25 protein-coding genes and 1 tRNA gene are annotated in these 22,354 nt (G+C 56.5%); 14 read left to right on the forward strand and 12 right to left on the reverse strand.

What is annotated here, in order from left to right; all coding sequences use genetic code 11:
- Positions 1-59 precede the first annotated feature (59 nt).
- From MPAL_RS04845 to MPAL_RS04870, 6 genes are all read right to left on the reverse strand, one after another.
- Positions 60-1,130: an SPFH domain-containing protein gene (locus MPAL_RS04845; RefSeq protein ID WP_012617641.1), complete on the reverse strand. Its 1,071-nt coding sequence runs from the start codon at positions 1,128-1,130 to the stop codon at positions 60-62.
- Positions 1,117-1,593, reverse strand: a complete 477-nt coding sequence (locus MPAL_RS04850) for an NfeD family protein (protein WP_012617642.1) — start codon at positions 1,591-1,593, stop codon at positions 1,117-1,119. The genes MPAL_RS04845 and MPAL_RS04850 overlap by 14 nt, the downstream gene beginning before the upstream one ends.
- Positions 1,594-1,671: 78 nt before the next feature.
- Complete coding sequence (locus MPAL_RS04855) at positions 1,672-3,117, reverse strand: 5'-nucleotidase C-terminal domain-containing protein (protein WP_012617643.1); 1,446 nt, start codon at positions 3,115-3,117, stop codon at positions 1,672-1,674.
- A gap of 56 nt (positions 3,118-3,173) precedes the next feature.
- A complete protein-coding gene (locus tag MPAL_RS04860; RefSeq protein WP_012617644.1) occupies positions 3,174-3,362 on the reverse strand; it encodes a hypothetical protein in 189 nt (62 codons plus the stop codon).
- 23 nt (positions 3,363-3,385) lie between these two features.
- Entirely contained in the window at positions 3,386-3,637 is a 252-nt protein-coding gene (locus tag MPAL_RS04865) for a DUF7123 family protein (RefSeq protein ID WP_012617645.1), read from the reverse strand.
- Positions 3,638-3,695: 58 nt separating this feature from the next.
- On the reverse strand, positions 3,696-4,727 hold the full coding sequence (locus MPAL_RS04870; RefSeq protein WP_012617646.1) for a phosphoribulokinase: 1,032 nt from the start codon (positions 4,725-4,727) through the stop codon (positions 3,696-3,698).
- A gap of 21 nt (positions 4,728-4,748) precedes the next feature.
- Between MPAL_RS04870 and MPAL_RS16190 the strand changes: the two genes are divergently transcribed.
- The 8 genes from MPAL_RS16190 to MPAL_RS04905 all read left to right on the forward strand — a co-directional run bounded on the left by MPAL_RS16190 (position 4,749) and on the right by MPAL_RS04905 (position 9,232).
- Positions 4,749-4,907 carry a hypothetical protein gene (locus tag MPAL_RS16190; RefSeq protein WP_158303633.1) on the forward strand — a complete coding sequence of 53 codons (159 nt, stop codon included), beginning with the start codon at positions 4,749-4,751 and terminating at the stop codon, positions 4,905-4,907.
- A gap of 22 nt (positions 4,908-4,929) precedes the next feature.
- Complete coding sequence (gene cofG, locus MPAL_RS04875; RefSeq protein WP_012617647.1) at positions 4,930-5,913, forward strand: 7,8-didemethyl-8-hydroxy-5-deazariboflavin synthase CofG; 984 nt, start codon at positions 4,930-4,932, stop codon at positions 5,911-5,913.
- A gap of 117 nt (positions 5,914-6,030) precedes the next feature.
- The gene (locus tag MPAL_RS04880) at positions 6,031-6,636 is read left to right on the forward strand and encodes a phosphoribosylaminoimidazolesuccinocarboxamide synthase (RefSeq protein WP_330217439.1); all 606 of its coding nucleotides are present in this window, start codon (positions 6,031-6,033) and stop codon (positions 6,634-6,636) included.
- On the forward strand, positions 6,636-6,878 hold the full coding sequence (gene purS, locus MPAL_RS04885; protein ID WP_012617648.1) for a phosphoribosylformylglycinamidine synthase subunit PurS: 243 nt from the start codon (positions 6,636-6,638) through the stop codon (positions 6,876-6,878). The genes MPAL_RS04880 and purS overlap by 1 nt, the downstream gene beginning before the upstream one ends.
- Complete coding sequence (gene purQ / locus MPAL_RS04890; RefSeq protein WP_012617649.1) at positions 6,878-7,570, forward strand: phosphoribosylformylglycinamidine synthase I; 693 nt, start codon at positions 6,878-6,880, stop codon at positions 7,568-7,570. The genes purS and purQ overlap by 1 nt, the downstream gene beginning before the upstream one ends.
- Positions 7,571-7,609: 39 nt before the next feature.
- Positions 7,610-7,897, forward strand: coding sequence for a ferredoxin-thioredoxin reductase catalytic domain-containing protein (locus MPAL_RS04895; RefSeq protein ID WP_012617650.1), 288 nt, complete (start codon positions 7,610-7,612; stop codon positions 7,895-7,897).
- A 59-nt stretch (positions 7,898-7,956) separates the two neighbouring features.
- Positions 7,957-8,733: an SIMPL domain-containing protein gene (locus MPAL_RS04900; RefSeq protein WP_048145193.1), complete on the forward strand. Its 777-nt coding sequence runs from the start codon at positions 7,957-7,959 to the stop codon at positions 8,731-8,733.
- Between the two features lie 160 nt (positions 8,734-8,893).
- Complete coding sequence (locus MPAL_RS04905) at positions 8,894-9,232, forward strand: YnfA family protein (RefSeq protein WP_012617652.1); 339 nt, start codon at positions 8,894-8,896, stop codon at positions 9,230-9,232.
- Between the two features lie 133 nt (positions 9,233-9,365).
- On the opposite strand, the gene MPAL_RS14290 is transcribed toward MPAL_RS04905, so the two are convergent.
- Together MPAL_RS14290 and MPAL_RS14295 are read right to left on the reverse strand one after the other, a co-directional pair.
- Entirely contained in the window at positions 9,366-10,340 is a 975-nt protein-coding gene (locus MPAL_RS14290; RefSeq protein ID WP_012617653.1) for a hypothetical protein, read from the reverse strand.
- 83 nt (positions 10,341-10,423) lie between these two features.
- Positions 10,424-11,761 carry a PAS domain-containing protein gene (locus MPAL_RS14295; protein ID WP_012617654.1) on the reverse strand — a complete coding sequence of 446 codons (1,338 nt, stop codon included), beginning with the start codon at positions 11,759-11,761 and terminating at the stop codon, positions 10,424-10,426.
- Between the two features lie 258 nt (positions 11,762-12,019).
- On the opposite strand from MPAL_RS14295, the gene MPAL_RS04920 reads away from it, so the two are divergent.
- Positions 12,020-12,093 (forward strand) — tRNA-Val (locus MPAL_RS04920).
- 158 nt (positions 12,094-12,251) lie between these two features.
- Here the strand turns inward: MPAL_RS04920 and MPAL_RS04925 are convergent.
- Together MPAL_RS04925 and MPAL_RS16835 are read right to left on the reverse strand one after the other, a co-directional pair.
- Positions 12,252-12,518, reverse strand: coding sequence for a hypothetical protein (locus MPAL_RS04925; protein WP_048145195.1), 267 nt, complete (start codon positions 12,516-12,518; stop codon positions 12,252-12,254).
- The gene (locus tag MPAL_RS16835) at positions 12,496-12,987 is read right to left on the reverse strand and encodes a YkgJ family cysteine cluster protein (RefSeq protein WP_012617656.1); all 492 of its coding nucleotides are present in this window, start codon (positions 12,985-12,987) and stop codon (positions 12,496-12,498) included. The genes MPAL_RS04925 and MPAL_RS16835 overlap by 23 nt, the downstream gene beginning before the upstream one ends.
- Before the next feature lie 120 nt (positions 12,988-13,107).
- Between MPAL_RS16835 and MPAL_RS04935 the strand changes: the two genes are divergently transcribed.
- The 3 genes from MPAL_RS04935 (at position 13,108) to MPAL_RS04945 (ending at position 15,536) form a co-directional block, all read left to right on the forward strand.
- Positions 13,108-14,025, forward strand: a complete 918-nt coding sequence (locus MPAL_RS04935; protein WP_012617657.1) for an ABC transporter ATP-binding protein — start codon at positions 13,108-13,110, stop codon at positions 14,023-14,025.
- Complete coding sequence (locus tag MPAL_RS04940; RefSeq protein WP_012617658.1) at positions 14,025-14,807, forward strand: ABC transporter permease; 783 nt, start codon at positions 14,025-14,027, stop codon at positions 14,805-14,807. Before MPAL_RS04935 ends, MPAL_RS04940 begins: the two co-directional genes overlap by 1 nt.
- Positions 14,808-14,960: 153 nt before the next feature.
- Positions 14,961-15,536, forward strand: coding sequence for a hypothetical protein (locus MPAL_RS04945; protein ID WP_201763860.1), 576 nt, complete (start codon positions 14,961-14,963; stop codon positions 15,534-15,536).
- A 65-nt stretch (positions 15,537-15,601) separates the two neighbouring features.
- Here the strand turns inward: MPAL_RS04945 and MPAL_RS04950 are convergent, their stop codons facing one another.
- Complete coding sequence (locus MPAL_RS04950) at positions 15,602-16,042, reverse strand: tetratricopeptide repeat protein (RefSeq protein ID WP_012617660.1); 441 nt, start codon at positions 16,040-16,042, stop codon at positions 15,602-15,604.
- A 324-nt stretch (positions 16,043-16,366) separates the two neighbouring features.
- Entirely contained in the window at positions 16,367-18,853 is a 2,487-nt protein-coding gene (locus MPAL_RS14300; protein ID WP_012617661.1) for a DUF3821 domain-containing protein, read from the reverse strand.
- Between the two features lie 191 nt (positions 18,854-19,044).
- Between MPAL_RS14300 and MPAL_RS04960 the strand changes: the two genes are divergently transcribed.
- Positions 19,045-19,752 carry an HAD family hydrolase gene (locus tag MPAL_RS04960; RefSeq protein ID WP_012617662.1) on the forward strand — a complete coding sequence of 236 codons (708 nt, stop codon included), beginning with the start codon at positions 19,045-19,047 and terminating at the stop codon, positions 19,750-19,752.
- A 15-nt stretch (positions 19,753-19,767) separates the two neighbouring features.
- Positions 19,768-22,248 carry a hypothetical protein gene (locus MPAL_RS04965; protein ID WP_012617663.1) on the forward strand — a complete coding sequence of 827 codons (2,481 nt, stop codon included), beginning with the start codon at positions 19,768-19,770 and terminating at the stop codon, positions 22,246-22,248.
- Positions 22,249-22,354: the final 106 nt, after the last annotated feature.

Genomic DNA, 22,354 nt, shown 5'->3' on the forward strand with positions numbered 1-22,354 from the left:
CGTCTGGAACGATCCGGAAACTGATCACTGGGATGCTGAAAAAACCGTCCTAATAAAAGTTATTCGGTTGGGAGGTCAACCTTCTCTTTTGTCTTCATCTCCCCAGTTTCAGGTGTATCAGGGATGTTCTTGACGATATCCTTCAGGATCTCATTCACCTGAACGGTCTGGGGACTCGGTCCGAGGATACTCTCATCGAGGATTCCTCCAAAGGGTGTCTCCTCGTCGGGAAGATCCTCGGTCGCTCCGAGGAACCGTGCACTCTGCTTGATGAGCGACGAGATCTCGAAGGGGAAGATGATCTTGGTGGCCTGTCCCTGTGCCATCTGCTTCAGGGCATCGAGTGAGAGGACGGTGATAGCACGCTTGTCGAGCGGACGGGCTCCAACTGAGACGATCCGAAGCCCCTGTGCCTGTCCCTGTGCCTCCAGGATCCTGCTCTGTCGCTCCCCCTCGGCACGGAGGATCTTGGACTGCCGTTCACCCTCGGCTTCGAGGATCATCGACTGCCGGAGACCTTCGGCTTTGAGGATCGCAGACCGCTTTTCACCATCTGCACGGAGTATCGCGGCCCTCCGTTCCCGCTCGGCAGAGGTCTGCTCGGTCATCGCCTGCTTGACGGCACCGATCGGGTCCACCTCCTTGATCTCGACCCGCTCGACCTTGACCCCCCACTGGTCGGTCTCCCGGTCCAGCATATCCCGGAGCCGGGCATTGATCACATCCCGGTTGTAGAGCACCTCGTCGAGTTCCATATCCCCGATCACACCACGAAGGGTGGTCTGAGCCAGGGCCACGGTCGCACCTTTATAATTTCCGACCTGGAAGAATGCTTTCTCCGGATCGATCACCCGTATGAAGACGATCGCATCCACGTTGGTCGGCGAGTTGTCCTTGGTGATCACCTCCTGCGACGGAACCTCGACGACCTGTGTCCGGAGGTCCAGTTTCTCAACTCTGGTGATCAGTGGGACGACCCATTTGAATCCCGGGTTCAGCCTTCCGATATATTTTCCGAGCCTGATCTGAAGCCCCTGCTGGAAGGGTTGAATGATCACGACCCCGCGTGCAAAGACGAAGACGATCACCGCGATCAGGATGATCGTGATCACTGTATCAAGTAGTGCCATCGTGTGTAATCTCCTTAACTATGATATGGACGCCTTCAGACCTGACGACCCTGACGTGAGTTCCAACAGGAATCGTCCCGGTCTCTGATATCGCCGACCAGGTGTTCCCCTCGATCTCTACCTTACCATCGAAGTTCGCGGTGTCCACCACCCTGGTGACCACCCCGGTTCTGCCGGCGAACGAGTCCCTGCTCAGGGCTGTTGTCGGCCGCTCATCTGGGGTGATCCTGCTGTACAGCAGCACGGTCACGATGGCAGCTGCCAGGGCTCCCCCGACACTGGCCACGATCCCCCATTCTGAATTGAATATGTCGACCCCAAGCAGGATCAGGGCTCCGAGCAGGATCAGGACGGTCCCCGGAACCGTCAGAAAGAATCCTGGGGTATAGGCCTCTGCGAGCAGCACCAGCGCACCGATCACGATCAGGATCCAGCCGAGTTCGACTCCTCCGAAGAGTACCATGACACATGATAGGTTTTTCAGAAGATAAAGCCCGTGGATCAGAAAGGGGTTGAGGGATTCCTCCTTCGCTGTGAAGTCCTATATCGCGACCACACTCCCGACGAGCGGGGTCTCCACTGGACCTCTGTCGAGCAGGTCCTCCAGCGCTGTGATCGCAGTGGTCCCGGTGCCGGCCCTGTCCAGGCCATAGGTATCGCCGATCGTCTGTGACGACACATAGGCGACCGTGTACTCCTGCAGGGGGTCGAGCCTGCCTGTGGCGGTGAAGATTCCCTGCACCCGGTACCCGGGTGGATTCTCCAGTTTGCAGTAGACCGTCAGCCCGCTGCACCGTTTCATATACCCGCCCATCTGTGAGAACGGGTCGGACGAGAAGGTCTTCTCCAGATTCTCCTCGAAGAGAAAGGCGATCTCTGATCCGGTCAGCGACACGGTCCTCACCTCCGGATTGGTCGGGATCATGTTCCAGAGATCGTTCCTGGTGACCGGGCCTGCCGGTACCGGGGCCCCGTACCGCCAGCCATGAGAGAGGGCGATGGTGGCGCCGGCTGCTTTCTGCACGGCAGCGAGGAGCAGGTTGTCCATCGTCGACTCGAGGATCGTCGCCCGGTTGAGCGGGATCCTTGTCGTGCCGACGACCGTTCCGAGGTACTCCCGGTATGGTTCGACGGCTCTCTCCACCAGTTCCCGAACCAGCGAGTCCTCTTCAATCCCAATGATCGGGATCAATTCATGCCTGGCTGATCGTATCTGTTTGTTCTGCACAGTGAGGTCCACCTGGCCGACGAACGAACCGTGGCATCCGGACTGACAGATCAGCGTGTTGTTGATCCTGATCGGTTCATCGAGCCGGTTGTGGGTATGACCGCTCAGGATCAGATCGATCCCCACGATCGTCTCGGCCAGCCTGATGTCCTGCGGCAGCCCGAGGTGCGAGAGGAGCACTATCAGGTCCACCCGCTCCTCTGACCGAAGGTCGGAGATATACTGCGGCAGTTCTTTCCTGCCGTCGGTGAAGAAGAGCCCGGCGGAGAAGGAGGGCGGCATCCCCTTGTCGACGATGGCGGACGCGATCCCGATCACTCCGATCTTCAGGTTCCCGACCTCCTGGACCAGATATGGGGGGAAGATCAGCCTGCCGCTCGAGCGTTGATAGCAGTTGATGGCCAGTACCGGATAGTTCAGATCAAAGGAGAGGTCTCTGAACCGTTCAGGGCCGTAGGCAAACTCCCAGTGGGCGGTCATCGCATCGACCCCGAGGGCGTTCATCACCGGCACCAGCGCCTGCCCCTTCGTCTGCACGGCCGGGTAGGTGCCATGGAACGTGTCCCCCGAGTCGAGCAGCAGTATCCGTCCTTTCTTCTCATCCCGGGTCTGCTGCACCTGGGTTGCGATCGCCGCATATCCCCCTGCGACCCGGTACTCCATTCGTCCACCAGCAGCGAAGACCTCGACATGAGGTTCAAGATACGCATGGGTATCGTTGATCTGCAGAACAGTCAGATCCCCGGAGTGATTGTCCATATGGACCCTCCGTTGCCGTCACACTATTAATACCCTGCCCAAAAAAAGGAGAATGTTCAGATCTTCTCGACAGTGACCCGAACCCGGTCGCCGGCTATAAAACCGTGACCTTTCGGGACGTCGATGTTGAACCAGAGGACTGAAGGGTCGTTCTGGGTATTGTCCTGCGCCATCAGGCAGTCCTTCATCTCGTTTATGTTTGCAACGAACTCTATTGCAGACAGTATCTCTACCTTGTCAGTCATGGACGCTCCAGGTGTTCTATCGTTTAAACCGCTTTCGGGGTGACCATCCAGGTTGTACTGTTAGAGTACGACCAGCGGGTGATCGTCAGGTCATCGCAGATGTCGGCGAGAATCGCCATATTTGTCCCGACCTCTTTGGAGGAGAGACCGAGGTCCATCGCGATGTACTTGGACTTAAAGTAATGCTTCCCCTTTGAGAGACCGGACCGAAGGTACTGGACGATCTGGTCCTGGCTCTCATTGTATCGGTCTCTGATCCGTGTTGTTGTAGACATAGATCTATCCCATTCAATACACAGTGGATTGTATATAAATGTCTGGTCTGTGCCATACTCATTTGTTATGGTCCTGATGGAGGCAACGCTCCAGGAAGACCCGCTGGTGGATGATTCGCCAGGCCAGAATCAGTTGGACGACTTCGGTCGCGGTCATATAGTCATGGTCATGAAAGTCGGATATCGGCCGGACCTGTGTCTGTTCCTCGATCGAGGTTTCAAGTCTCTTCACCATGCGGGTGCTCAGTTCCCCGTCGAGGATCAGTTCCCCGGTCCGTTCATCGTTTCGCTGTTCATGGCTGAACTCGATCAGAAAGTTCCGATCAGAGAGGGAGAGGAGCGAGAAGAGATCGATCGAGAGGTCTACATCTTCGATCGACTTGGTGATCCGATTCTGGGAGAGTGAGACCTGATAGATCTTCTCTCGAATCCCACGCTCTCTGCCGTACTTGGAGAATCTGACCCTGACTACGACATCGGCATACTTCTGTTGCGGGGCGATGAACCTCTGATAATCCCTCTCGCGGGGTTCAAGTTCAGCCATCACCTGTTCCCTGGTGTACCCCCGGTTGTTGATATCCCTCCTCATCTTCCATTCTATCTTGACCTCCGGGTCCGGTTCGACGAAGAGGGTGAAGTCCAGGTGCTCCCGCAGCGCTGGCGTGAAGAAGGTATGGAGCCCTTCGAGGATCAGAATCTTTCCCGGTGTGAACCTGATCGGAGGGGCAAACCGCCCGTTCGCGTGGTTGTATACCGGTTTATCAATGGTGCGTCCTTCAGTGAGTTCCACCAGATCGTGTTCGAGCTGGTCTAGCCTGTTCGCTTCAGGGTTAAGCGGGGTGATATGGCGCACCTTTCGCTCTTCGCGATCATAGAGGTGGTAGTCGTCAAGTGTGATCGTTGTGACCAGATCTTCCCCGAAGATATCCCTGATCGACTGGGTGAACGTGGTCTTTCCACTGCCACTGTCCCCGGCCACCCCGATCGTGAAGACACAGGGTGAGGACGCGATCCTGTCCTTGAAATTTAATCCTCCGGTGCCAGGGCACAGGTCCGGTTTTTCTCCAGTTTTTCCCTCAGTCTGCATCATTCATACCTTCTCTGCTGTTCGATGGCTCTCTGTATGATCATCTTCATCTCTATTAAGATCATGCCCACTCCCGGTCTTTTGACCGGTGATTCGTTGATGCCGGCACGGTGCAGGGTCCATCCGGGCCGGTTCGCATCAACAGTAGTCCTGGCGTCAGGGGTAACGGCGAAGTTTGAATAGATCCCGATACCTATCTGTATATATGCACCAGGGGGTAATCACGTTCTCAAGGAACGTATTTCTACCATTGACTACTGTCTGTCAGAACCATTGCGGGTACTGCAGTTTCTGGACTCCTATACAGAAAGGGTGCATAATGGGGAGAGAGCAGGTTATCGAGACACTCCGGCTGGGCGCAGGTGCAGGATGCACGGAAGCGCTCTTCACATTTGGCGAACGACCGGAGATGGTCCCGGGTTTCTCAGAACACCTGGCTGCGATCGGGTATTCTTCAATTCTCGACTACTGCTATGACCTCTGCAAAGAGGCACTTCGGTTCGGGATCCTTCCGCATACCAATGCCGGGGTGCTCAGCACAGGCGAGATGGAACGGCTTCGCGAGGTGAATGCATCGATGGGCTTGATGCTCGAGACAACGGCTGATGTGCCGGCTCATCAGGGTTCAATCGGGAAATCACCTGCTGAGCGTCTGAGCATGATCGCGCGCGCAGGAAAACTCAGGATCCCGTTCACAACCGGGATTCTGCTGGGGATCGGTGAGACGACCCGCGACCGTGAAGAGTCTCTGGAAGCGATCGCCGACCTGCAGCGGGAGTACGGCCATATCCAGGAGGTGATCGTCCAGAACTTCTGTCCCAAGGAGGGGACACCGATGGCGGATGTCACTCCTATCACCACAGAAACGTTCTGCGAGACGGTTCGAATGGCCAGGGCTATCCTCCCGGAGGAGGTGGCGGTTCAGGTCGCGCCCAACCTTGCCGATGCAGGTGTGCTCGTCGGGTGCGGTGCGAATGACCTCGGCGGCATCTCCCCGGTTACGATCGATTACGTGAACCCGGAACACCCCTGGCCTGCTATCGACCGTCTCACCGAGGTTGCAGGCGATGCAGTGCTCAGAGAGCGGCTCTGTATCTATCCCCAGTATATCACGCAGGGCTGGTATCCTCCTTCGATGGAACCGCTGATCAGATCATTATCAATAAAAATCCAGGAGAGATCTCTGTGAACGAAGAGAAGTTACTCTATTCAGGCAAGGCCAAATCGGTGTATCTGTCCGATGTGGACGGTGAACTGATCGTCAGGTTTCGGGATGACATCACTGCATTTGACGGTGGAAAGAAGGATGTACTGCAAAAAAAAGGGGGAGTACAATGCGAGTGTCTCGGCCTACTTCTTCCCGCTCCTCGAGGAGCACGGGATCCCGACCCATTTCATCAGGATGACCGATCCCTCCACGATGATCGTCAGGAAGCTGACCATGATCCCGCTCGAGGTGATCGTCAGAAACCGGGCTGCGGGTTCGATTGTGAAGCGGTACCCGTTTGAGGAGGGAGCGATCCTCGACCCGCCGGTGATCGTGATCGATTACAAGGATGATTCCCGGCATGACCCGATGCTCAACGACGACCTGATCCTTGCACTTCACCTGGTTACAAGAAGCGAACTCCGCCGGATCAAGGAGATGGCCATTGCGATCAATGCGCTGCTCGTCCGGTTCTTCGACTCGATCGGGATCACACTCGTGGACTTCAAGATCGAGTTTGGGAAGGCTGGCGAGTCACTCTATCTTGGTGATGAGATCAGTATGGACTCGATGAGGCTCTGGGATATGACCACCGGTGAGTCACTGGATAAGGATGTCTACCGATTTGACAAGGGGGATGTGATGGAAGCCTATGAACGGGTGGCTAAGCGGATCCAGGCCACGGTGAAGGGTGGAGGACAGTGATGAAGTTCACTGCGACGATCACGATCGCACTGAAGCCCGGGATGCTCGATCCTGAGGCACGGGCGATCCAGCAGGCTCTCGGCTCGATAGGGCATCCCACCGAATCTCTCTCGACCGCACGGCTCTTTCGTCTGACGATCGAGGCGAAGGACCGTGAGGAGGCTCTCCAGCAGGCCACTGCCAGTTGTGAGCGACTGCTTGCGAACCCGGTGATCCATACCTATGTGGTTGAGGTAGCCTGATGCGGTTTGCTGTGGTCCAGTTCGGCGGTTCCAACTGCGACCTCGACACCTTTCATGTGCTCGATCAGGTGCTCGGTATCGAGACCGATCTGGTCTGGTACCACGATGACCTCCAGAAATCTTATGATGCTGTGGTGATCCCTGGCGGTTTCTCGTACGGCGACTACCTCCGTGCAGGGGCGATCGCCGCCAGGACCAGGATCATGGATCAGATCAGAGAGCATGCAGCAGCCGGCGGGCTGGTGCTCGGGATCTGCAATGGTGCCCAGATCCTCGCCGAGAGTGGACTCGTCCCTGGCATCTTCACCAGAAACGAGGACCCCCGGTTCATCTGCAGGGAGGCGCTGGTCAGGGTCGAGAACGTCGACACACCGTTCACCAGTGCCTTCTCAGTCGGCGAGGTGATCCGGCTTCCTATCGCCCATGGTGAAGGACGCTATGTCGCTGCTGACGAAGATTATGCGGCCCTGAAACGCGAACGAAGGGTCGCGTTCAGGTTCTGCGAGGAGGACGGGACAGTCGCGCCCTCGGCTAATCTAAACGGATCGTTCGAGAACATCACCGGTGTGCTCTCAAATGACCGGCAGGTCCTCGCCATGATGCCGCATCCAGAACGGGCGTCGGAGGCGGTGCTCGGTTCGACGGATGGTAGGCGGATCTTCGAATCGATGATCGCGTATCTCCATCGATAATCTCAATAGAATGTATCACCGATAACGATCTACGATACCATGGCTACAGATGAGATAGATACCACAGCACAGGGGGAGTGGGCGTCGGCGTATGCTGATCAGCATGATCTCCGTCTGAACCCGGACCGTGCGCAGTTGAAGAATGTGCTCCGCGGACTGGTCCGGAACAAGGAACGGTTTGGCGAGCAGTACTGTCCGTGCAGGATCAGAAGCGGGGATCAGGAGAAGGATCGGGCGATCATCTGTCCATGCATCTATCACACCCAGGAGATCGAAAAGGATGGTCACTGTCACTGTCATCTCTTCTTTAATAAACAGCAGTCTTGAGGGATTGCTGACCTCCGAAACATTTTTCCCAAAGAAAGAGAATGACTCTCCGATCTGGTATGGAACGAAGATATCTATTTCTGATCGGTCTTCTCGTGGTTCTGGGAGCCACGGCGATGATCTCGACTGCAGCGACCACCTCGTCAGGTGTACCCCAGACCGATCAGTCCACCGATCGGCTGATCCACACGCAGGCGACCGGAGAAGTACAGACAGCCCCGGACCGTGCCGAGATTCTTTTCTCGGTTGAGACTCAGAATGCCGATGTGAAGGTAGCACAGGCCGAGAATGCACAGCAGATGAGTACCTGTATGGAGGCGCTGAAGAAAGCCGGCATCCCCAATGAGTCGTTGCAGACGACCGGATACTCGATCACCCCGATCTACAGTGACCAGTCCAGTTCATCGTCGATACCGGTCACCACCACCGCCAACACGACGATCCAGTCGTACCGCGTCACCAACACCCTGAAGGTGGAACTGACCGATGTCACCCGGGCCGGCGAGGTGATCGATCTGACGACTGCTGCGGGGGCCAACCGTGTCGATTCGCTCAGTTTCAGTCTGAGTGATGCACAGACCGCGATCTATCGAAAGCAGGTTATCACCGAAGCCGTCAACAAGACCCGCCCTGATGCAGAAGCAGCAGCGGCGGCGCTCGGGGTGAGCGTCGGCCAGGTGCAGGATGTCTCGATCGACGGCCTCAGCACACCGGTCACCTACGCCTCGCTGACAAAAAGCACCTCCATTGCGCCGGCAGCGACCGTGTCGACCCCGATCACACCAGGGACAGTCAGCGTGACGGCCCAGGTCGCGGTCGTCTATCGTATCGGTTGATCCAAACCTTCCTTCTTTTTTGGAATCGTCTGGTGCTCTGGTGTTCGCTCATCGTATGAGGCGTAGGTGATCGGTCCTGGGATAAGACCTTATCGTGCCTGATAATGACCCTCGGCGGGAGTGCGGAACTTATTTTCAGAATGGAAACAGAGTATGATTGATGGTCTTTCAGTCGCTTCTGTTATTTCTCGTCGCTGGGGTATGTGAAATTGGGGGAGGGTACCTGATCTGGCTCTGTCTGCGGGAGGGCAGGGGCATTGAATATGCGGTGCTCGGTGCGATCATACTCGTGCTCTATGGGATCATTCCGACATTGCAGGCCTCAAATTTCGGGAGAATATATGCAGCATATGGAGGAATTTTTATCGCACTTGCACTGCTCTGGGGGTGGCAGATCGATCACGTCGTACCGGATCGGTTTGACATCATCGGCGCCGCAGTCGCTCTGATCGGTGTCTTCATCATTATGTACTGGCCACGGACTGCAGCCATCGTTTGACCTTTTCTCCCGATTTTTGAAGATGCCAACCCGGGGATGAATCTGCTCATCTTTCATCATCATGGCCTGAATTCAGAGAATAGTGAGGCATATCTGGATTGTCCTTCTGAAGAGAGGAAAGGAAAAAAAATTATTAAAAAACGGGTTCCCTGAGTGGGATCAGGGAGAGGTAGAGCGTGATCGAGTGGACTCGCGGATCAGACCTGACATGCTCGATCGTGCAGGTGATCCCAAGTCCTTCTGCGAGGATGCAGGCGATGAGGCTGCATATCGGGCAGGGGTAGATCTTGCAGCAGGTTGGGAAATCGTCCTTGATATCTGTGCAGATCGACATCAGCCGGAAATTGTGCAGTTCTATCAGGATGAACCCTTCCTTTCGCACGGCATCCACGGTGTCCGCGATCTCGATCACATCCTCACAGATCTCTTTGATCGCCACCAGTAACGCCTCCTCTTTGACGGGGAGCCGCAGGTCGTACGACTTTCTGAGCATCTGAAGGAGCGGGTACCCGCTCGGGACCATGAACTGTCCCCGGACCTGTTCGCCATTGATGCAGGTCACGACCGCCTTGGACGGAGCCGGCTTCTCCACCGACTCTGGAACGAACTGCATCACACTGCTCCCCTCCTTTTCAGGGGGAATATAATACGAGACTGCGTCCTCCCGCATTCGCCGACAGTCATGCTCGTCTGAGACAGCCAGCGCTTTCTGCATCATCTCTGACGAGATCCCCTGCGAGTTGTTCAGCACGATCGCACCAATGAAGACCGATACGACTCCGAGCAACGAGGTAGCGATGATCAACACCTGCTCCAGCGGGATGTACGATCCGATCAGCGGAATGCTGATCCCGGGAAGGCCTGTGATGAATTGCTCAAAGAAGAGCGCAATGAAGAGGAATGCTCCGAAGAACCGAACCAACAGCAGTTTTTTTGCATACCTTGGTTTCGAGTAGATCGGAGTGATCAGGATCGCTACCACCATCAGCCCGAGCAGCCCGAGGACGAAATAGATCTCAGAATTGACATTGCCTGATATGATCATCAGCACAATGACAAGGAGCAACCAGCCAAGGAGCCCGCTGACTGCAAGGAAACGTTTCTTCATTTTGGGTACTTATAATCCGAGCCCTGGAGGTATAATAATATCGAACCCAAAAAAAGAGAGGATAGAACGGTGGAAACTGCCGACTAAACCCAGAGAAGTTTACCCTGGATTCCAACGATCGTAGTTCCTGACATCTTCGGTACCAGGTTGATCATCATGGGAATCACAGAACCGTCCTTTTTGATCAGATGAAGTTCGATCCCTTCGATCTCCTCGCCGGCATGCATCAGCCTGAAGAATTCGTTCGAGAGCGGGATCTCAGCTTCCTGGATGAGATCGCTGATCATTCGTCCCCTGACCTCTTCCAACGAATACGATGTGATTCTTTCGAAAGAGGGGGATACCTGCGTGATCTTTCCCTCAGGGTCGAGCCCGAAGAGCAGGTCCAGTGACCGCTCTGCGATCTCTCTGGTCCGCTGTACACTGGTAAAGACCACCTCATCGACCCTTTTCTGTTCGGCGAGTGCCTCCTCGACTCTCCTCCGTTCAGAGATGTCTTCGTAGGTGATGTAATGATTCTGGTCCGAGAGTCTGACCGTCCGGAAGATCACCTCCTTCACCTCGCCGGATCTGGTGGTGACCTGGAAGAGCCGCGGACTGATCGGCCTCTCCCCTGCCTGTTCGATATCGGTGATCCAGGCATGGATCACCTGCTTCCGATAGGTCTCGTCGGGGTACGCAGCACTGAACCAGTCCCTCCCACTGGTGATCTCATCCCTGGTATACCCGAAGACTTCGGTGAACTTGCTGTTGATGAACAGATACGTACCGTGCGGATCGATGATCGAGATCGGGTATGGTGAGACCTCGACCATCTCCCGAAACCGCTGTTCACTCTCCTTCAGAGCAATCTCTGCTCGTTTCTGGCTGGTGATCTCTTCGAGGATGATGGTGACCCCCGGAGTACCATCATCGAAGACCGTCGATATCAGTTTCACCCGGAAGAAGAGATCTCCATCCTCCTGTGTGTACTGGACCTCCAGCATCACCTCCTTCTTCGTGAAGGTCTCCTGGATCTTATCCATGATAATCTGTTCGGAGACGATCGGTATCACCGTCTCTTCGAGCGTCTTTCCCAGGTAATAGTCCCGGTCCTCCTTGAGAAATACGAGGAACCGGTCGTTGATCTGGATCACCCGGAGTCCGCTGTCCAGCACCAGAATAAATTCAGATGTATGGTTCAGCATGGCTCCGAGCGGGACTCTTTGAGAGAGAAAATAGACCTTGGCAGGGCCGAAGGTCCGCATCTCAACCTGTCCGGATATTGAGAGGATGTCCAGGTACTTGGCGACAGAGTTCCTGTTCATCTTCAACTTGTGTGAGATGTCGGTGACGGACATCCCTTTTGGGTTGTTTTTGAGGATGCTCTTGATCTGGGAAAGGAGATCAAACGAGACAATCGTCCCCTCGTCGGATGGCATTGCTCTTCAAATAAGCGTTCTGGTATTAAATAGTTCTGCTCTGCACTGCACCAAGACTGTGCAGATCCGCCATTCAGATGGGTCTTTTCTTTTCATCGGTTCCAAAACCCTCTCTCCGGATGGAATAGAATTCTGATGGTGAGGTATGAAACAGACTGAAATGCTGGTTTGTCTGGTATGATACCCAGGTAGGAGGGAAATAATCTCTAGTTGATCAACAGTTTTATTACTGGAGAAACCAAATTTTCTGGGTTAAAAGGGCCCGTGGTCTAGTTGGTTATGACGTCGCCCTTACACGGCGAAGATCGCCGGTTCGAATCCGGCCGAGCCCATTCTTTGTTCTTTTCATCAATATGAGTATGTTGTTCCAATCCTTTCTGTCGTGTGACGTGTTATGTTCGTTATAGGATCGACCCAGCTGGTCTGGTTGATGTCACACGCCTGATATAGTTCCTGCTGGAGAAGAAGAGATCGTTGTGGGTTTTCCTGATCATCCGATGATGTTCATCATCGATCGGTAGCCCTCACCAGAGTGGTCGTCACACCTGACCGCGGTGACCTGTTTGAGGTCCACCTCGTTCGTGGCGCGCTCGCGCATGCAGTAGGCCCGCGCCGGCGAGGTGACCCAGGCGTTCTTCAATTGGAATGCCCGTGAGTGGACACAGAATCGGCATCGGTCCAGGGTCACTTTTTCAGTATCGGTGCACTGGACCTGCTTGTCTTGCACTGGAAGTTCACGCATCGTCTGTTCCGTCATAGATCTTCACCTGGTATCCTGCTCTTCTGAGTATCGTTCCGGCCTGCTGCCGCCATGTCCCGTCGTCCTGTGATGTGAGGGGTCTGATCTGCTGCTCCCAGCAGGCCAGAAGCTCCGGGTTGATTGTCGACAGTGAACGTCTGCCACTGACCTTTCCGATCCGTTCTCCCTGCTGGTTGGCGATCTGCATCGCGATGCACTGGTACTCCCTGCACCACCGTGGACGGGTCGTGTACACGGTACAGAGTGCACCGCCCTCTCCATCCGCAAGGAACGGACAGATCCCGGACTCTATCGGTTCGTCCTCATCTGGCAGGGAGAAGCCAGGGTCGAGATGGACCAGCGATCGCTCGCCGGTCAACCGAAACCTGCAGTAGCAGTCCTTTGCTCCCAGTCGCCGCTCGATCTCGATCTGCGGACCGATCGCCCTGCAACAGTTGCCACACCTCGTGCAGACGAAGACTGCCATGAATCATCTGTATATCGCTGCTCTGGTTTCAAGGCTTTGTCCAGGCCAGAGGCTGTCGGCCGTTTGTCGATCGACACGAAAGAAAGATGTACTCGATCTGCTCATAGAATCTGTAGTCGGGTGAAGATCATCGGCGCTGTTATTGTTGCAGAGGATCTGCTCAAAAAGTTTGGAGAGGCCGTGGCTGTAGACAGGATCTCGTTCACCGTGCAGGAGGGGGAGGTCTTTGGGGTGCTCGGACCCAACGGGGCCGGCAAGACGACGACGATGCGGATGGTCGAATGCATCTCCCCACGGTCAGGCGGGAACCTCTCGATCTTTGGGATGGATCCGGTGAAGGATCAGCGGCAGATCCGGGCAATGCTCGGAGTTGTCCCGCAGGAGAACAACCTGGACGGCGAACTATCGGTCTATGACAACCTGCTGATGTACTCCCGGTTCTTCGATATCCCGAAGAGAAAGGCTGCAGAACGGGTCGAGGAACTGCTCGATTTCATGCAACTGAAGGAGAAACGGGACATGGTGATCGAGACTCTCTCGGGGGGGATGAAACGGCGGCTGATCCTTGCCCGGGCGCTGGTCAACGAACCGAAACTGATCGTCCTGGACGAACCGACCACCGGTCTCGACCCCCAGGCCCGGAACCTGATCTGGGAGAAACTCCATACCCTGCAGAGAGAAGGGGTGACGATCCTTCTCTCGACCCATTACCTTGACGAGGCCGCCCGATTCTGTGATCGGCTGATCATCATGCACCATGGCGGAATCCTGGTCGAAGGACCGCCTGCCTCGATCGTCAGCGCCTCCATGGGCAGTCATCTGGTCGAGACCAGGGCCCTGCCGGTTGTGCTCGCCTGTCTCGATCAGCAGGACCTGGTATACGACCAGGTCGGCGAGGCTGTCTTCATCTCCACTGAGAAGCCCGACGAGGTAACCGGCCTGCTACTGGCTACCTGCGGTCCGCTGGAGATTGCCGTCCGGCGACCGACCCTTGAGGACGTCTTTCTGAAACTGACCGGTAGGGGGCTGGTGGATTGATGGAACTCCTTTCGCTCCCTTCGGTCTCGCACCGGGTCTGGACGGTTCTGTATAGAAACGTCCTGGTCTTCATGAAGACCTGGAAGGTGAACGTCTTTCCGCCGCTGATCGAGCCGCTGGTCTTCATGGCCGCCCTCGGTTTCGGGGTCGGCAGTTATATCGGCGGGATCGAAGGAGTTTCATACGCCCGGTTCGTCGCCCCCGCGATCCTTGCGATCGCGATGATGAACTACTCGTTCTTTGAGTGCACCTACGGCTCGTTTGTCAGGATGTACTATGAGAAGACCTTCGACGCGATCACCGCGACCCCAGTCACCCTTGAGGAGGTGATCGTCGGGGAGATCCTCTGGGGGGCGACCAGGTCTATGATCTATGTCGCAGCGATGCTGTTCGTCCTCGCCATCCTCGGTGTGCTGGCCCTCCCGATCTCCCTGGTGCTGATCCCGTTCGCATTTCTGGCAGGGCTGCTCTTCGGGTCGCTCGGGATGTGCTGCACCGCGCTCTCGCCGTCGATCGATACGCTGAACTATCCGTCGTTTCTCTTCATCACCCCGATGCTCCTTCTCGGTGGGACCTTCTTTGAGCTCTCGCTTCTCCCCCTCCCTCTGCAGTACCTGGCGTACGCGCTGCTGCCCCTGACTCACGTGGTGCTGATCAGCCGGGGTATTGCGCTCAACACGGCCGGTCCGGAGTTACTGCTCAGCCTCGCCTGGATCCTGGTGGTTACGGCCCTATTGCTCGTCGTCGCAGTGAACCTGATGAAGCGGCGGCTGATCGTCTGAATTGGTGAGGGGGAGGGGCACCTTTATCTCTGCTCTCTTCAAACCCTCCGGCGGTGAAACGATCAGAATGGAAGCGATACTTTGTTTATAGGTCATTTTGCAGTTGCATATCTACTGCTCGCACTCTTTCCGTCTGTCCCCCCGCTGGTATTGTTGATCGGGGTCTCTCTTCCCGACCTGCTCTGGCCGATCCTGGTCTTCTGTGGCGTCGAGAAGGTCGAGGTCGACCCGGTCTCTCCCCTCGTGAAGGACGTCTCGTTCCTGCACTACCCGTACTCTCACTCCCTGGCGATCGGGGGGCTGATCGCCTGCCTTCTCGGTGGAGTCGTGGCTTACCTCTTCACACCACTGGCCGGTGCCCTCTTCATCGCGGCTGCGATCTCACACTGGCTGCTCGATCTGGTCATGCATAAACAGGACCTGCCGGTGCTGGGATTCGGGTCAGGGGACAAAAAACTCGGGTACGGACTCTGGAATAATCCACGGGCTGCATTTGCCTTTGAATTCCTCCTCTACGTGGTGGTCACGGTGATCGTTATGCCGATCGGGCTGATCGTACCGCTGCTGATCCTTGGAACCGTCTTTCATCTGCTCAATGCGAACTCATTCTTTGGGTTCACTCCCAGAAGAGCGGGCCACTCGCCAAAGGTCGATGCGGCGATGGCACTGATCGGGTTTATTGCGTTCATCGTTCTCGCAAACACCGTGATCCTGTACGCCTGGTTCTGATCCGGAAAAAAGGGTTTCCGGGTGCTCTGCATCAGAGCACGGCACCCGGCACTCATTGTTTTTGTCTAGAACTTCCGTCTGAAGATGCCGAAGAGGCCGAGTGCCCCCAGGACGATCAGCGGCGAGACCGGTGACTTCTTTGTCGGTGTCACGGTTGGTATTCCTGCCGAGGCCTGTGCCATCTGTGTCTTGGCCGTATCCAGGTTGTGCTGAGCCGCCTTGTTCTGTGGATTGATCGAAAGTGCCGTCGTATAAGCATCGATCGCCTCTTGGTATTTTTTCTGATACAGGAGGGCGTTTCCTTTGAAGTAATAGATCTGATCGTTCTTCTGGTCCGTGGCAAGTGCCTGGTCATAGGCCTGAATGGCCTGATCATACTTCCCCTGGTCTGCGAGTTCCTGTCCCTTTAAAAACAGGTCTTCTGTCGTCTCTGCCATCACCGGCTGGATGACCAAGCAGGTCAGGAGTCCAACCAGCACCACTATGCCGATAATTCCTTGCCTCATCACCTCACTAGCTCCATTTTTCTCTACTTAAGGGTATGGTTTTATCGTACCCTCTCTTTCTATGATCCCCTGCGAGGGATCATCCATCTTCCTCTGATGATCACTCAGATCCCGGTTCATCCCTCTTCACCTCTTGAAAAATACGCGATCCTCATGCCGAATGCTTGCCTGTTTTCACTATACAAGGAATGCGGTCATTCGAAGAAGCCAATCGATCCATCTCGGTTCGTCTTTCTCTTGGGGGAGATTGATACAAAATGATGGATATTTTTAAACAATGTTTACAGAATCACCAAAAAAAAGGATATCTGGTTGCTGAGTAACTCAGAGCCAGTCCTTATATTTCCGGGATCCATCTTCATTCTTCTCTTCAACATTCTCTTCTCTCATCCCGTCTCCCTGCTCTGGTGTTGAGGCGGGGGGGGTCTGGAGCCGCTCGACGAGTTCGTTCATCGTCATCACCCGGAGGTAGGACTCCTCCTGGATGAATGGGGTGTAGAAGAGCACATCCCCGCTCCGGTCGATGGCGATCACCCGGTATCCGATCTCTTCAGCCCAGTGGGCGATCGAGTCGGGCACGGGCAGACTTGGGACTGAAGAGAGGTTGAGGATCTGGGTCAGCCGGTAGTCCTGGTTTCTGGACTGCATCCACTCGTCCTGCTCGACCTGATGAAGCAGGGCGGCCAGGGTGTCGACGTTTCCGGTCTGGGGATCAAAGGCTGCGACCTTGTCGAGGGCGATCAGGGTCCGCGGTGAGAGGGAGACACCTTCCCCGATCACGAGCCCAGATGGCCTGACCTCTCTGGCCACGCCATGCTGTGGTCTGTGGGGCTGCCCCTTAGAATTGGTTTTCCCCCGTGTCTGGTAGATGATCCCGGCCGCTGCGATCAGAAAAACCACAAGGAGGGGATAGATCAGGTATCCGGTCCATGGGTGCTTCTGGTCTGCATCTGCTGCACTCGCATCGACCGGCTGTTGAGACTGGACCGGCTGGACGGTGGTGGCGTTGGTGGTGACCGTCGACTTCTTTGTCAGGGACGTGACCAGTAGGGCTGTTGCGACTGCGGTTGGAGCGCTTGTCTGGATCGCTGCATTTGCATCGACAGTGGTAGCCGGGACCAGCGTTGACCCGTCGAGTGGTGTCAACGTGAACTTCAGTGGTGTGGTGATCGTCTTTCCTATCGTGTCGATACCCTCCGGACTCCAGTAGGCGTGGTGATGGTAGTCCAGCTCGGTCTCTGCCCAGATCTGGTATTCCCCGGGTTCATACAGGGAGTTGCCGGTATCCCAGGCCGTCCCGTCGGTCCCGGAGACCAGGAAGGAGTTGGAGGTGATGGTCAGGGGGTCCAGCTGGGTGGCCACCCCCTTTGTATCGATCACAGAGGTGAAGATGGATCCTGTCGGGCTCTCGATCTTGATCGCAACCTGAGCCCCGGTCTGACGGGTGAGGAACCCTTCCAGGTTGCTTGTCAGGACAAAGGAGATGTGCCGTCCTTTCAGCACGGTATCTCCCTGAACCGGACGATTGGCTGTCACATCCATGACCGTCAGCGCCAGGGAGGGGACTGCAACCGTAAAGACCGGGGTCTTTGGGGTAGAGTTCAGGTTGTACCAGATCCCGGGATAGGCCGATGGGTGGACTGCGAAGTCAGTGACGTCGTTGACGATCATCATCTGCGCCGGTGCGCCGGTCTGCGGGTCGACCCCAGTATTGAAACAGCCGAGCGTGTAGCCGTTCTGGACCCCTGTGCTGACGATGTTCAGTCCGATCTCCCCAGCATACACTGTCGACCCTGCGGATCGGATCACATTCACTCCTGTTGCCGTGACCCCTGATGTTGCAGCGGTCTGGACTGATGCTGCATTGACCAGCCCTGTATTGAGTTTTATCGGGGAGGTTGCCACGGGAGCGGAGCTGGGCAATACCTGGGGGGTAGAAACAGATGCGGTGCCTGGCTGATAATTGGTTGTCAGCTGTTTTCCCTGAACGAAGGTCGGAGATTGATACTGTGTGGTCTGTGTCTGGACCTGGGTAGTTACTGGTGAAGGTGTCGGGGAAGGAGTTGGCGTTGGCGTTGGTGTCGGCGTCGATAACACCTGAGTCAGTGCTGCATACCACTTGGCCGCGATCTTCTTCTCCCCACTCTCATCCGGGTGAACCCCTGCGGACTGGGTGTCTGCGATTCCATCGAACCCGGTGTACATGTCGACGACCGTTATCGGCGACTGAGCGGTGCTTTTCTGGGCTGCAAGCACGGGTATCGCGGCATTCAGGGCGAGCAGGTTGTCCCGGGAGACGGCTGTTGGTGGTATCTGGGCCAGCAGGATCCGGACGTTCGGGTTCTTCTGCCGAATCGTATCGATGATCCGGCCAAGGCTGTAGATGCTGTGCTGTGTCGGGACATCGTTCAGGACATCATTGGTCCCGAGCATCACCAATGCGACGTCTGGCGTGTAATGAGTCAGCCAGTCTGACAGGTGTCCCTGTGTATCTCCATCAACACCATCCAGGATTCCTGAGGTTGTATACCCGCCATGCCCTTCATTGTCCTGGTCGAAGTCCAGGTTAAAGTTCGGGTCGGTCCAGCTCCCGACGAAGTCCACGTCATACCCTGCTGACTTCAGTTCGTTCCAGAGCCAGTATCGATATGTCGGATGGCTCGCAGCCTCAGTGGTATCGGTCAATCCTTTGGTCAGCGAGTCCCCAAGTGGCATGATCTTCACCGTGGCCGTAACTGCCGGCGTGAATGCAAGTCCCAGGCAGAACACCAGTGCGATCATTAGAAGCAGTGCGAGCGTTTTCTGTTTCATACCTTGCCAGATCCCTTCTCAGTTGATTATTCTGATTTGGGATATGGATGGATTAATCTACGGTTATGATACGGTACCTGCGTCTGAAATCGGTTCATCCTGCTCATATTTGCGCAGGCGTCTGTTCTGCCCCCACGCGAAGGTAGTTGTACTTTCTGTTGAAATGTATATTCTGTATTCAGAGGTCCCTGATGAGTTCACCAGTACAGCAGACCACTATTCGGGCTGCTATCTTCGATATGGACAACACGCTGTTCGATTTTATGTATGCCCAACGGGCGGGGTGCAGCGCGGTCCTTTCGGTGCTCGGTCATCCGACTGACCCGAGCGTGCTCTTCCGCTACTTTCTTCGCCCTGACCATGGGTTTGAAAGCACGCAGAATATCCGGGATTATCTTGTGGATCTCGGTCATAACGATCCGAATCTCTTCCGGATCTGTGCGGCCCAGTATGAAGCGCGTAAACTCCAGGCGATCACTCCGTATGATGATGCACTGTCGACCCTTGAAGCGCTCAGGGATCTTGGAATCCCTCTGGCGCTGGTGACCGACGCCGATACCGACCATGCCCGGGGTCGGCTCAAGCAGGCTGGTCTGGAGAGGTTCTTTCCGGTGATCGTCACCCCCGACCAGACCGGTTCGCGAAAGCCCTCCCACTGTCAGTTTCTGTCAGCACTCGATCAGCTCCGGGTAACCCCGGCCGAGGCACTGATGGTTGGGGACAGTCTGCGCCGGGATATCTACCCGTGCACCGAACTCGGGCTGATCACGGCGTACGCGGCCTATGGCGATCAGAGCCCGTTTCCTTCGCCGGTCTGTACCCCCGATCTGGTTCTCGAAAGACTGGACCAGATCCTCGACCTCTTCCCAGCATACTCCGGTGCTGTTCGTCAGGCATGAGGATGTGGTTCGGGTATGCCTGATTCACTGGTCAGATCGTTTTATGCAGAGCAGGATCGTGGTTCGGCCCGTCCGGCTGCTATGATCAGGGAACAGTTCCTGGTACCCTTCTTTTGTGCCCTTGGATGGACGGATAATTTTCCAGCATTCCCGGTGCTGGTCCTCGACGAGGGGGGACAGGCCCAGCCTGATATGATCCAGAACCTGATGCGGGACGCCTTCTCTGCTGCAATGTCTGTTGCGGTGGTGACCAATTTTGCCTGGATGGAGATCTATGACCTGAGTCCTCCTCCCCTCCCGGGTTCGGCCCCCCCCATTCCTGTGCACATTACCGCGGGTGAGTACGCGGAACGGTGGCCTGAACTGGTGGCCTGCCTCTCTCCATTCGGATGGCCGGCCCGGGGCATGCGGCCCGGGTTGATTGCAGTGCTCGGGGACCTGATCGCCGGCTGGCGGCTGGTCCTTGGACGGAGTCTCTGCCGGGAATATCACTTCCTCTCTGATGAGGATCTGAACCTCTCGGTGCAGCGAACGATCGATCTTCTCCTCCTCCTCTGGATCCTCCACGAGCGGGGGTATCTCATCCAGTTCAATCCTCTCCAGGACCGGGATGAGACTGATCTTCAGCATCACCTGATCTCCCAGGCGGCAGCATTCATCGATCCCGTCAGGATCACCCCGCCGTTCTGGCCGGGAGATGAGGCAGTGTTGGAGGTGATGCGTGTACTCACCAGTCCGGCCTGCCCGGTCTCCTTTGGCCAGGTCAGCCCGGAATCGCTGGCGGTGGCCTTTGATGCGGTCCTTCGGATCCTCCTCGTTGCGGACGGTTCAAGGATGACATCACGTCCGAACCGATTGATCACGGCGGTCGACGGTGCTGCAGAGGTTCCCGACCGGATGCTTCGGACGGTTGCGGAGGTCGCCCTTCTTCCGCTCCTCAAGGGTCGGTCCCGGGTGGAGCAGACGGCACTTCGTGTGGTCGACCCCTGCTGTGGAACAGGAAGGCTGCTGATCGTGACCTGCCGGCTTCTCCTCTCCGCCGCTCACACTCCGGCGGAGACGCTGTCCATCGTCTCCGGGATCGAGCAGGATCCGTGCCAGGCCGAGGTCGCAGCGCTGCTGCTGGTGCTGACTACCCTGGATCATGCTCCCCTCTCTGCAGGATCGGAGGTGACCCCGGCGATCTGGCGGGGAAATCCGCTGGTCGGTTCGGACTTTCTTGGAGATCCGCTCGCCTGTCTCCTCTCCGGACGCCGTCTGCGCAGGCTGGCCCCATTCGACTGGTCCACTTTTCCAGTGCCAGACCGGGGGTTCGATGCGGTGCTGACCTCGGTACCGGTAGCCATGACCCGTCTGTTTCTGGGGGAGGACACCTACCTGCCAGGCCATTATTCCACCTTCCAGACCGGAGGGGATCGGTCCATATGCCTGGTCGAGCGGATGATGCCGATGATCGCTGCAGGTGGAGCTCTCACAATCCTCTTCTCTGATCGCTGGCTCCACGGGGACCGGTCCGGTCTCTTTCGTGCATGGCTAACCGGTCAGAGGCTGCACCTGGTCGCAGAGATTCCTGCCCTGCCTCTGGTGGGGACCGACAACCACCTCTGCCTCCTCAAGGTCGGTCCGGGAGAACCAGCACCGACCGTGGCTGCTGCGATCCTCGAAGGTTCGACCCTGCCGGATTCGGCAGGTGCCCTCGTCAGAGAGACCCATCTTTTTCCGGTGGCCGACCTCTCCACACAGGGATGGGTGCTCGAGGACCGGCGATATGCAACCCTGATCGAGCGCCTGACTGCAGAAGGCCGGCCGCTCGATGACCTGCTCTTCGGGGGGATTGTGGATGGGGAGGCTGTCCCCAACCAGTTCCCGGCCGGTCAACGCAGGCAGTTGATCCGGTGGGATCGGCGGATCCGCCCGCTCTGCAGGCCGGTGGTCACAGTCGATCGGCCGTATACCCTGCCGGTCAGGGAGGGATACTGCATCCCCGATCCGGGTCGAACGCTCCCAGAGCGGGTCGACCGGCAGCTGCGACGGGGGGGTGTGATTATTACCGGGAATGGACAGGATCCCCTCTTCTGTCAGGGCCAGAAGATCCTCTGTTCAACCCGGACCGGAGTATGCACCTTCGATGAGGATGGCACTGGAATCCTGGGACCGGATACAGTGGCGCTGATCACCTCAGATCTCTTCCTGCTCGGGTTGCTGAATTCAACCATTGGGGGCGGTTTGCTCACGGGTCAGCACCCCGGAACAGGGGGTGACCAGATGCTGAACGCCGACCTCGTCTCCAGGGTTCGGGTGAGGGTGCCGGATTGTTATGATCCTGTCGAACAGGGGCTGCATGACCAGGTCGTTACGCTGGTCGGCCGACTGCTCGGTCTGTACTCTCAGTCAGCCCCGGCTGGGCTGGCCGAACCGCTGATCGAGCGGGTCGACTGGTGTATTTGCACCCTTTATGGGGTGTCGGATGAGGAGATCGCGGTGTTGAAGAGGTAACCGTCTTGCTCATCTCTGGCTACCACTTTTTATATGAACCCTTTCATAATCAGGGACAGATGTTCAGAGCGCAGGAGAAACCGGCAGAACGTTCTCTTCTCGGGTC

The organism is Methanosphaerula palustris E1-9c (assembly GCF_000021965.1).
Lineage (GTDB): Archaea > Halobacteriota > Methanomicrobia > Methanomicrobiales > Methanospirillaceae > Methanosphaerula > Methanosphaerula palustris.

Coding starts and splice junctions, on each gene's coding strand:
- MPAL_RS04845 (WP_012617641.1), bottom strand. CDS start 1,130: ATGGCACTACTTGATACAGTGATCACGATCATCCTGATCGCGGTGATC.
- MPAL_RS04850 (WP_012617642.1), bottom strand. CDS start 1,593: ATGGTACTCTTCGGAGGAGTCGAACTCGGCTGGATCCTGATCGTGATC.
- MPAL_RS04855 (WP_012617643.1), bottom strand. CDS start 3,117: ATGGACAATCACTCCGGGGATCTGACTGTTCTGCAGATCAACGATACC.
- MPAL_RS04860 (WP_012617644.1), bottom strand. CDS start 3,362: ATGACTGACAAGGTAGAGATACTGTCTGCAATAGAGTTCGTTGCAAAC.
- MPAL_RS04865 (WP_012617645.1), bottom strand. CDS start 3,637: ATGTCTACAACAACACGGATCAGAGACCGATACAATGAGAGCCAGGAC.
- MPAL_RS04870 (WP_012617646.1), bottom strand. CDS start 4,727: ATGATGCAGACTGAGGGAAAAACTGGAGAAAAACCGGACCTGTGCCCT.
- MPAL_RS16190 (WP_158303633.1), top strand. CDS start 4,749: ATGGCTCTCTGTATGATCATCTTCATCTCTATTAAGATCATGCCCACT.
- cofG (WP_012617647.1), top strand. CDS start 4,930: ATGCACCAGGGGGTAATCACGTTCTCAAGGAACGTATTTCTACCATTG.
- MPAL_RS04880 (WP_330217439.1), top strand. CDS start 6,031: ATGTACTGCAAAAAAAAGGGGGAGTACAATGCGAGTGTCTCGGCCTAC.
- purS (WP_012617648.1), top strand. CDS start 6,636: ATGAAGTTCACTGCGACGATCACGATCGCACTGAAGCCCGGGATGCTC.
- purQ (WP_012617649.1), top strand. CDS start 6,878: ATGCGGTTTGCTGTGGTCCAGTTCGGCGGTTCCAACTGCGACCTCGAC.
- MPAL_RS04895 (WP_012617650.1), top strand. CDS start 7,610: ATGGCTACAGATGAGATAGATACCACAGCACAGGGGGAGTGGGCGTCG.
- MPAL_RS04900 (WP_048145193.1), top strand. CDS start 7,957: ATGGAACGAAGATATCTATTTCTGATCGGTCTTCTCGTGGTTCTGGGA.
- MPAL_RS04905 (WP_012617652.1), top strand. CDS start 8,894: ATGGTCTTTCAGTCGCTTCTGTTATTTCTCGTCGCTGGGGTATGTGAA.
- MPAL_RS14290 (WP_012617653.1), bottom strand. CDS start 10,340: ATGAAGAAACGTTTCCTTGCAGTCAGCGGGCTCCTTGGCTGGTTGCTC.
- MPAL_RS14295 (WP_012617654.1), bottom strand. CDS start 11,761: ATGCCATCCGACGAGGGGACGATTGTCTCGTTTGATCTCCTTTCCCAG.
- MPAL_RS04925 (WP_048145195.1), bottom strand. CDS start 12,518: ATGACGGAACAGACGATGCGTGAACTTCCAGTGCAAGACAAGCAGGTC.
- MPAL_RS16835 (WP_012617656.1), bottom strand. CDS start 12,987: ATGGCAGTCTTCGTCTGCACGAGGTGTGGCAACTGTTGCAGGGCGATC.
- MPAL_RS04940 (WP_012617658.1), top strand. CDS start 14,025: ATGGAACTCCTTTCGCTCCCTTCGGTCTCGCACCGGGTCTGGACGGTT.
- MPAL_RS04950 (WP_012617660.1), bottom strand. CDS start 16,042: ATGAGGCAAGGAATTATCGGCATAGTGGTGCTGGTTGGACTCCTGACC.
- MPAL_RS14300 (WP_012617661.1), bottom strand. CDS start 18,853: ATGAAACAGAAAACGCTCGCACTGCTTCTAATGATCGCACTGGTGTTC.
- MPAL_RS04960 (WP_012617662.1), top strand. CDS start 19,045: ATGAGTTCACCAGTACAGCAGACCACTATTCGGGCTGCTATCTTCGAT.
- MPAL_RS04965 (WP_012617663.1), top strand. CDS start 19,768: ATGCCTGATTCACTGGTCAGATCGTTTTATGCAGAGCAGGATCGTGGT.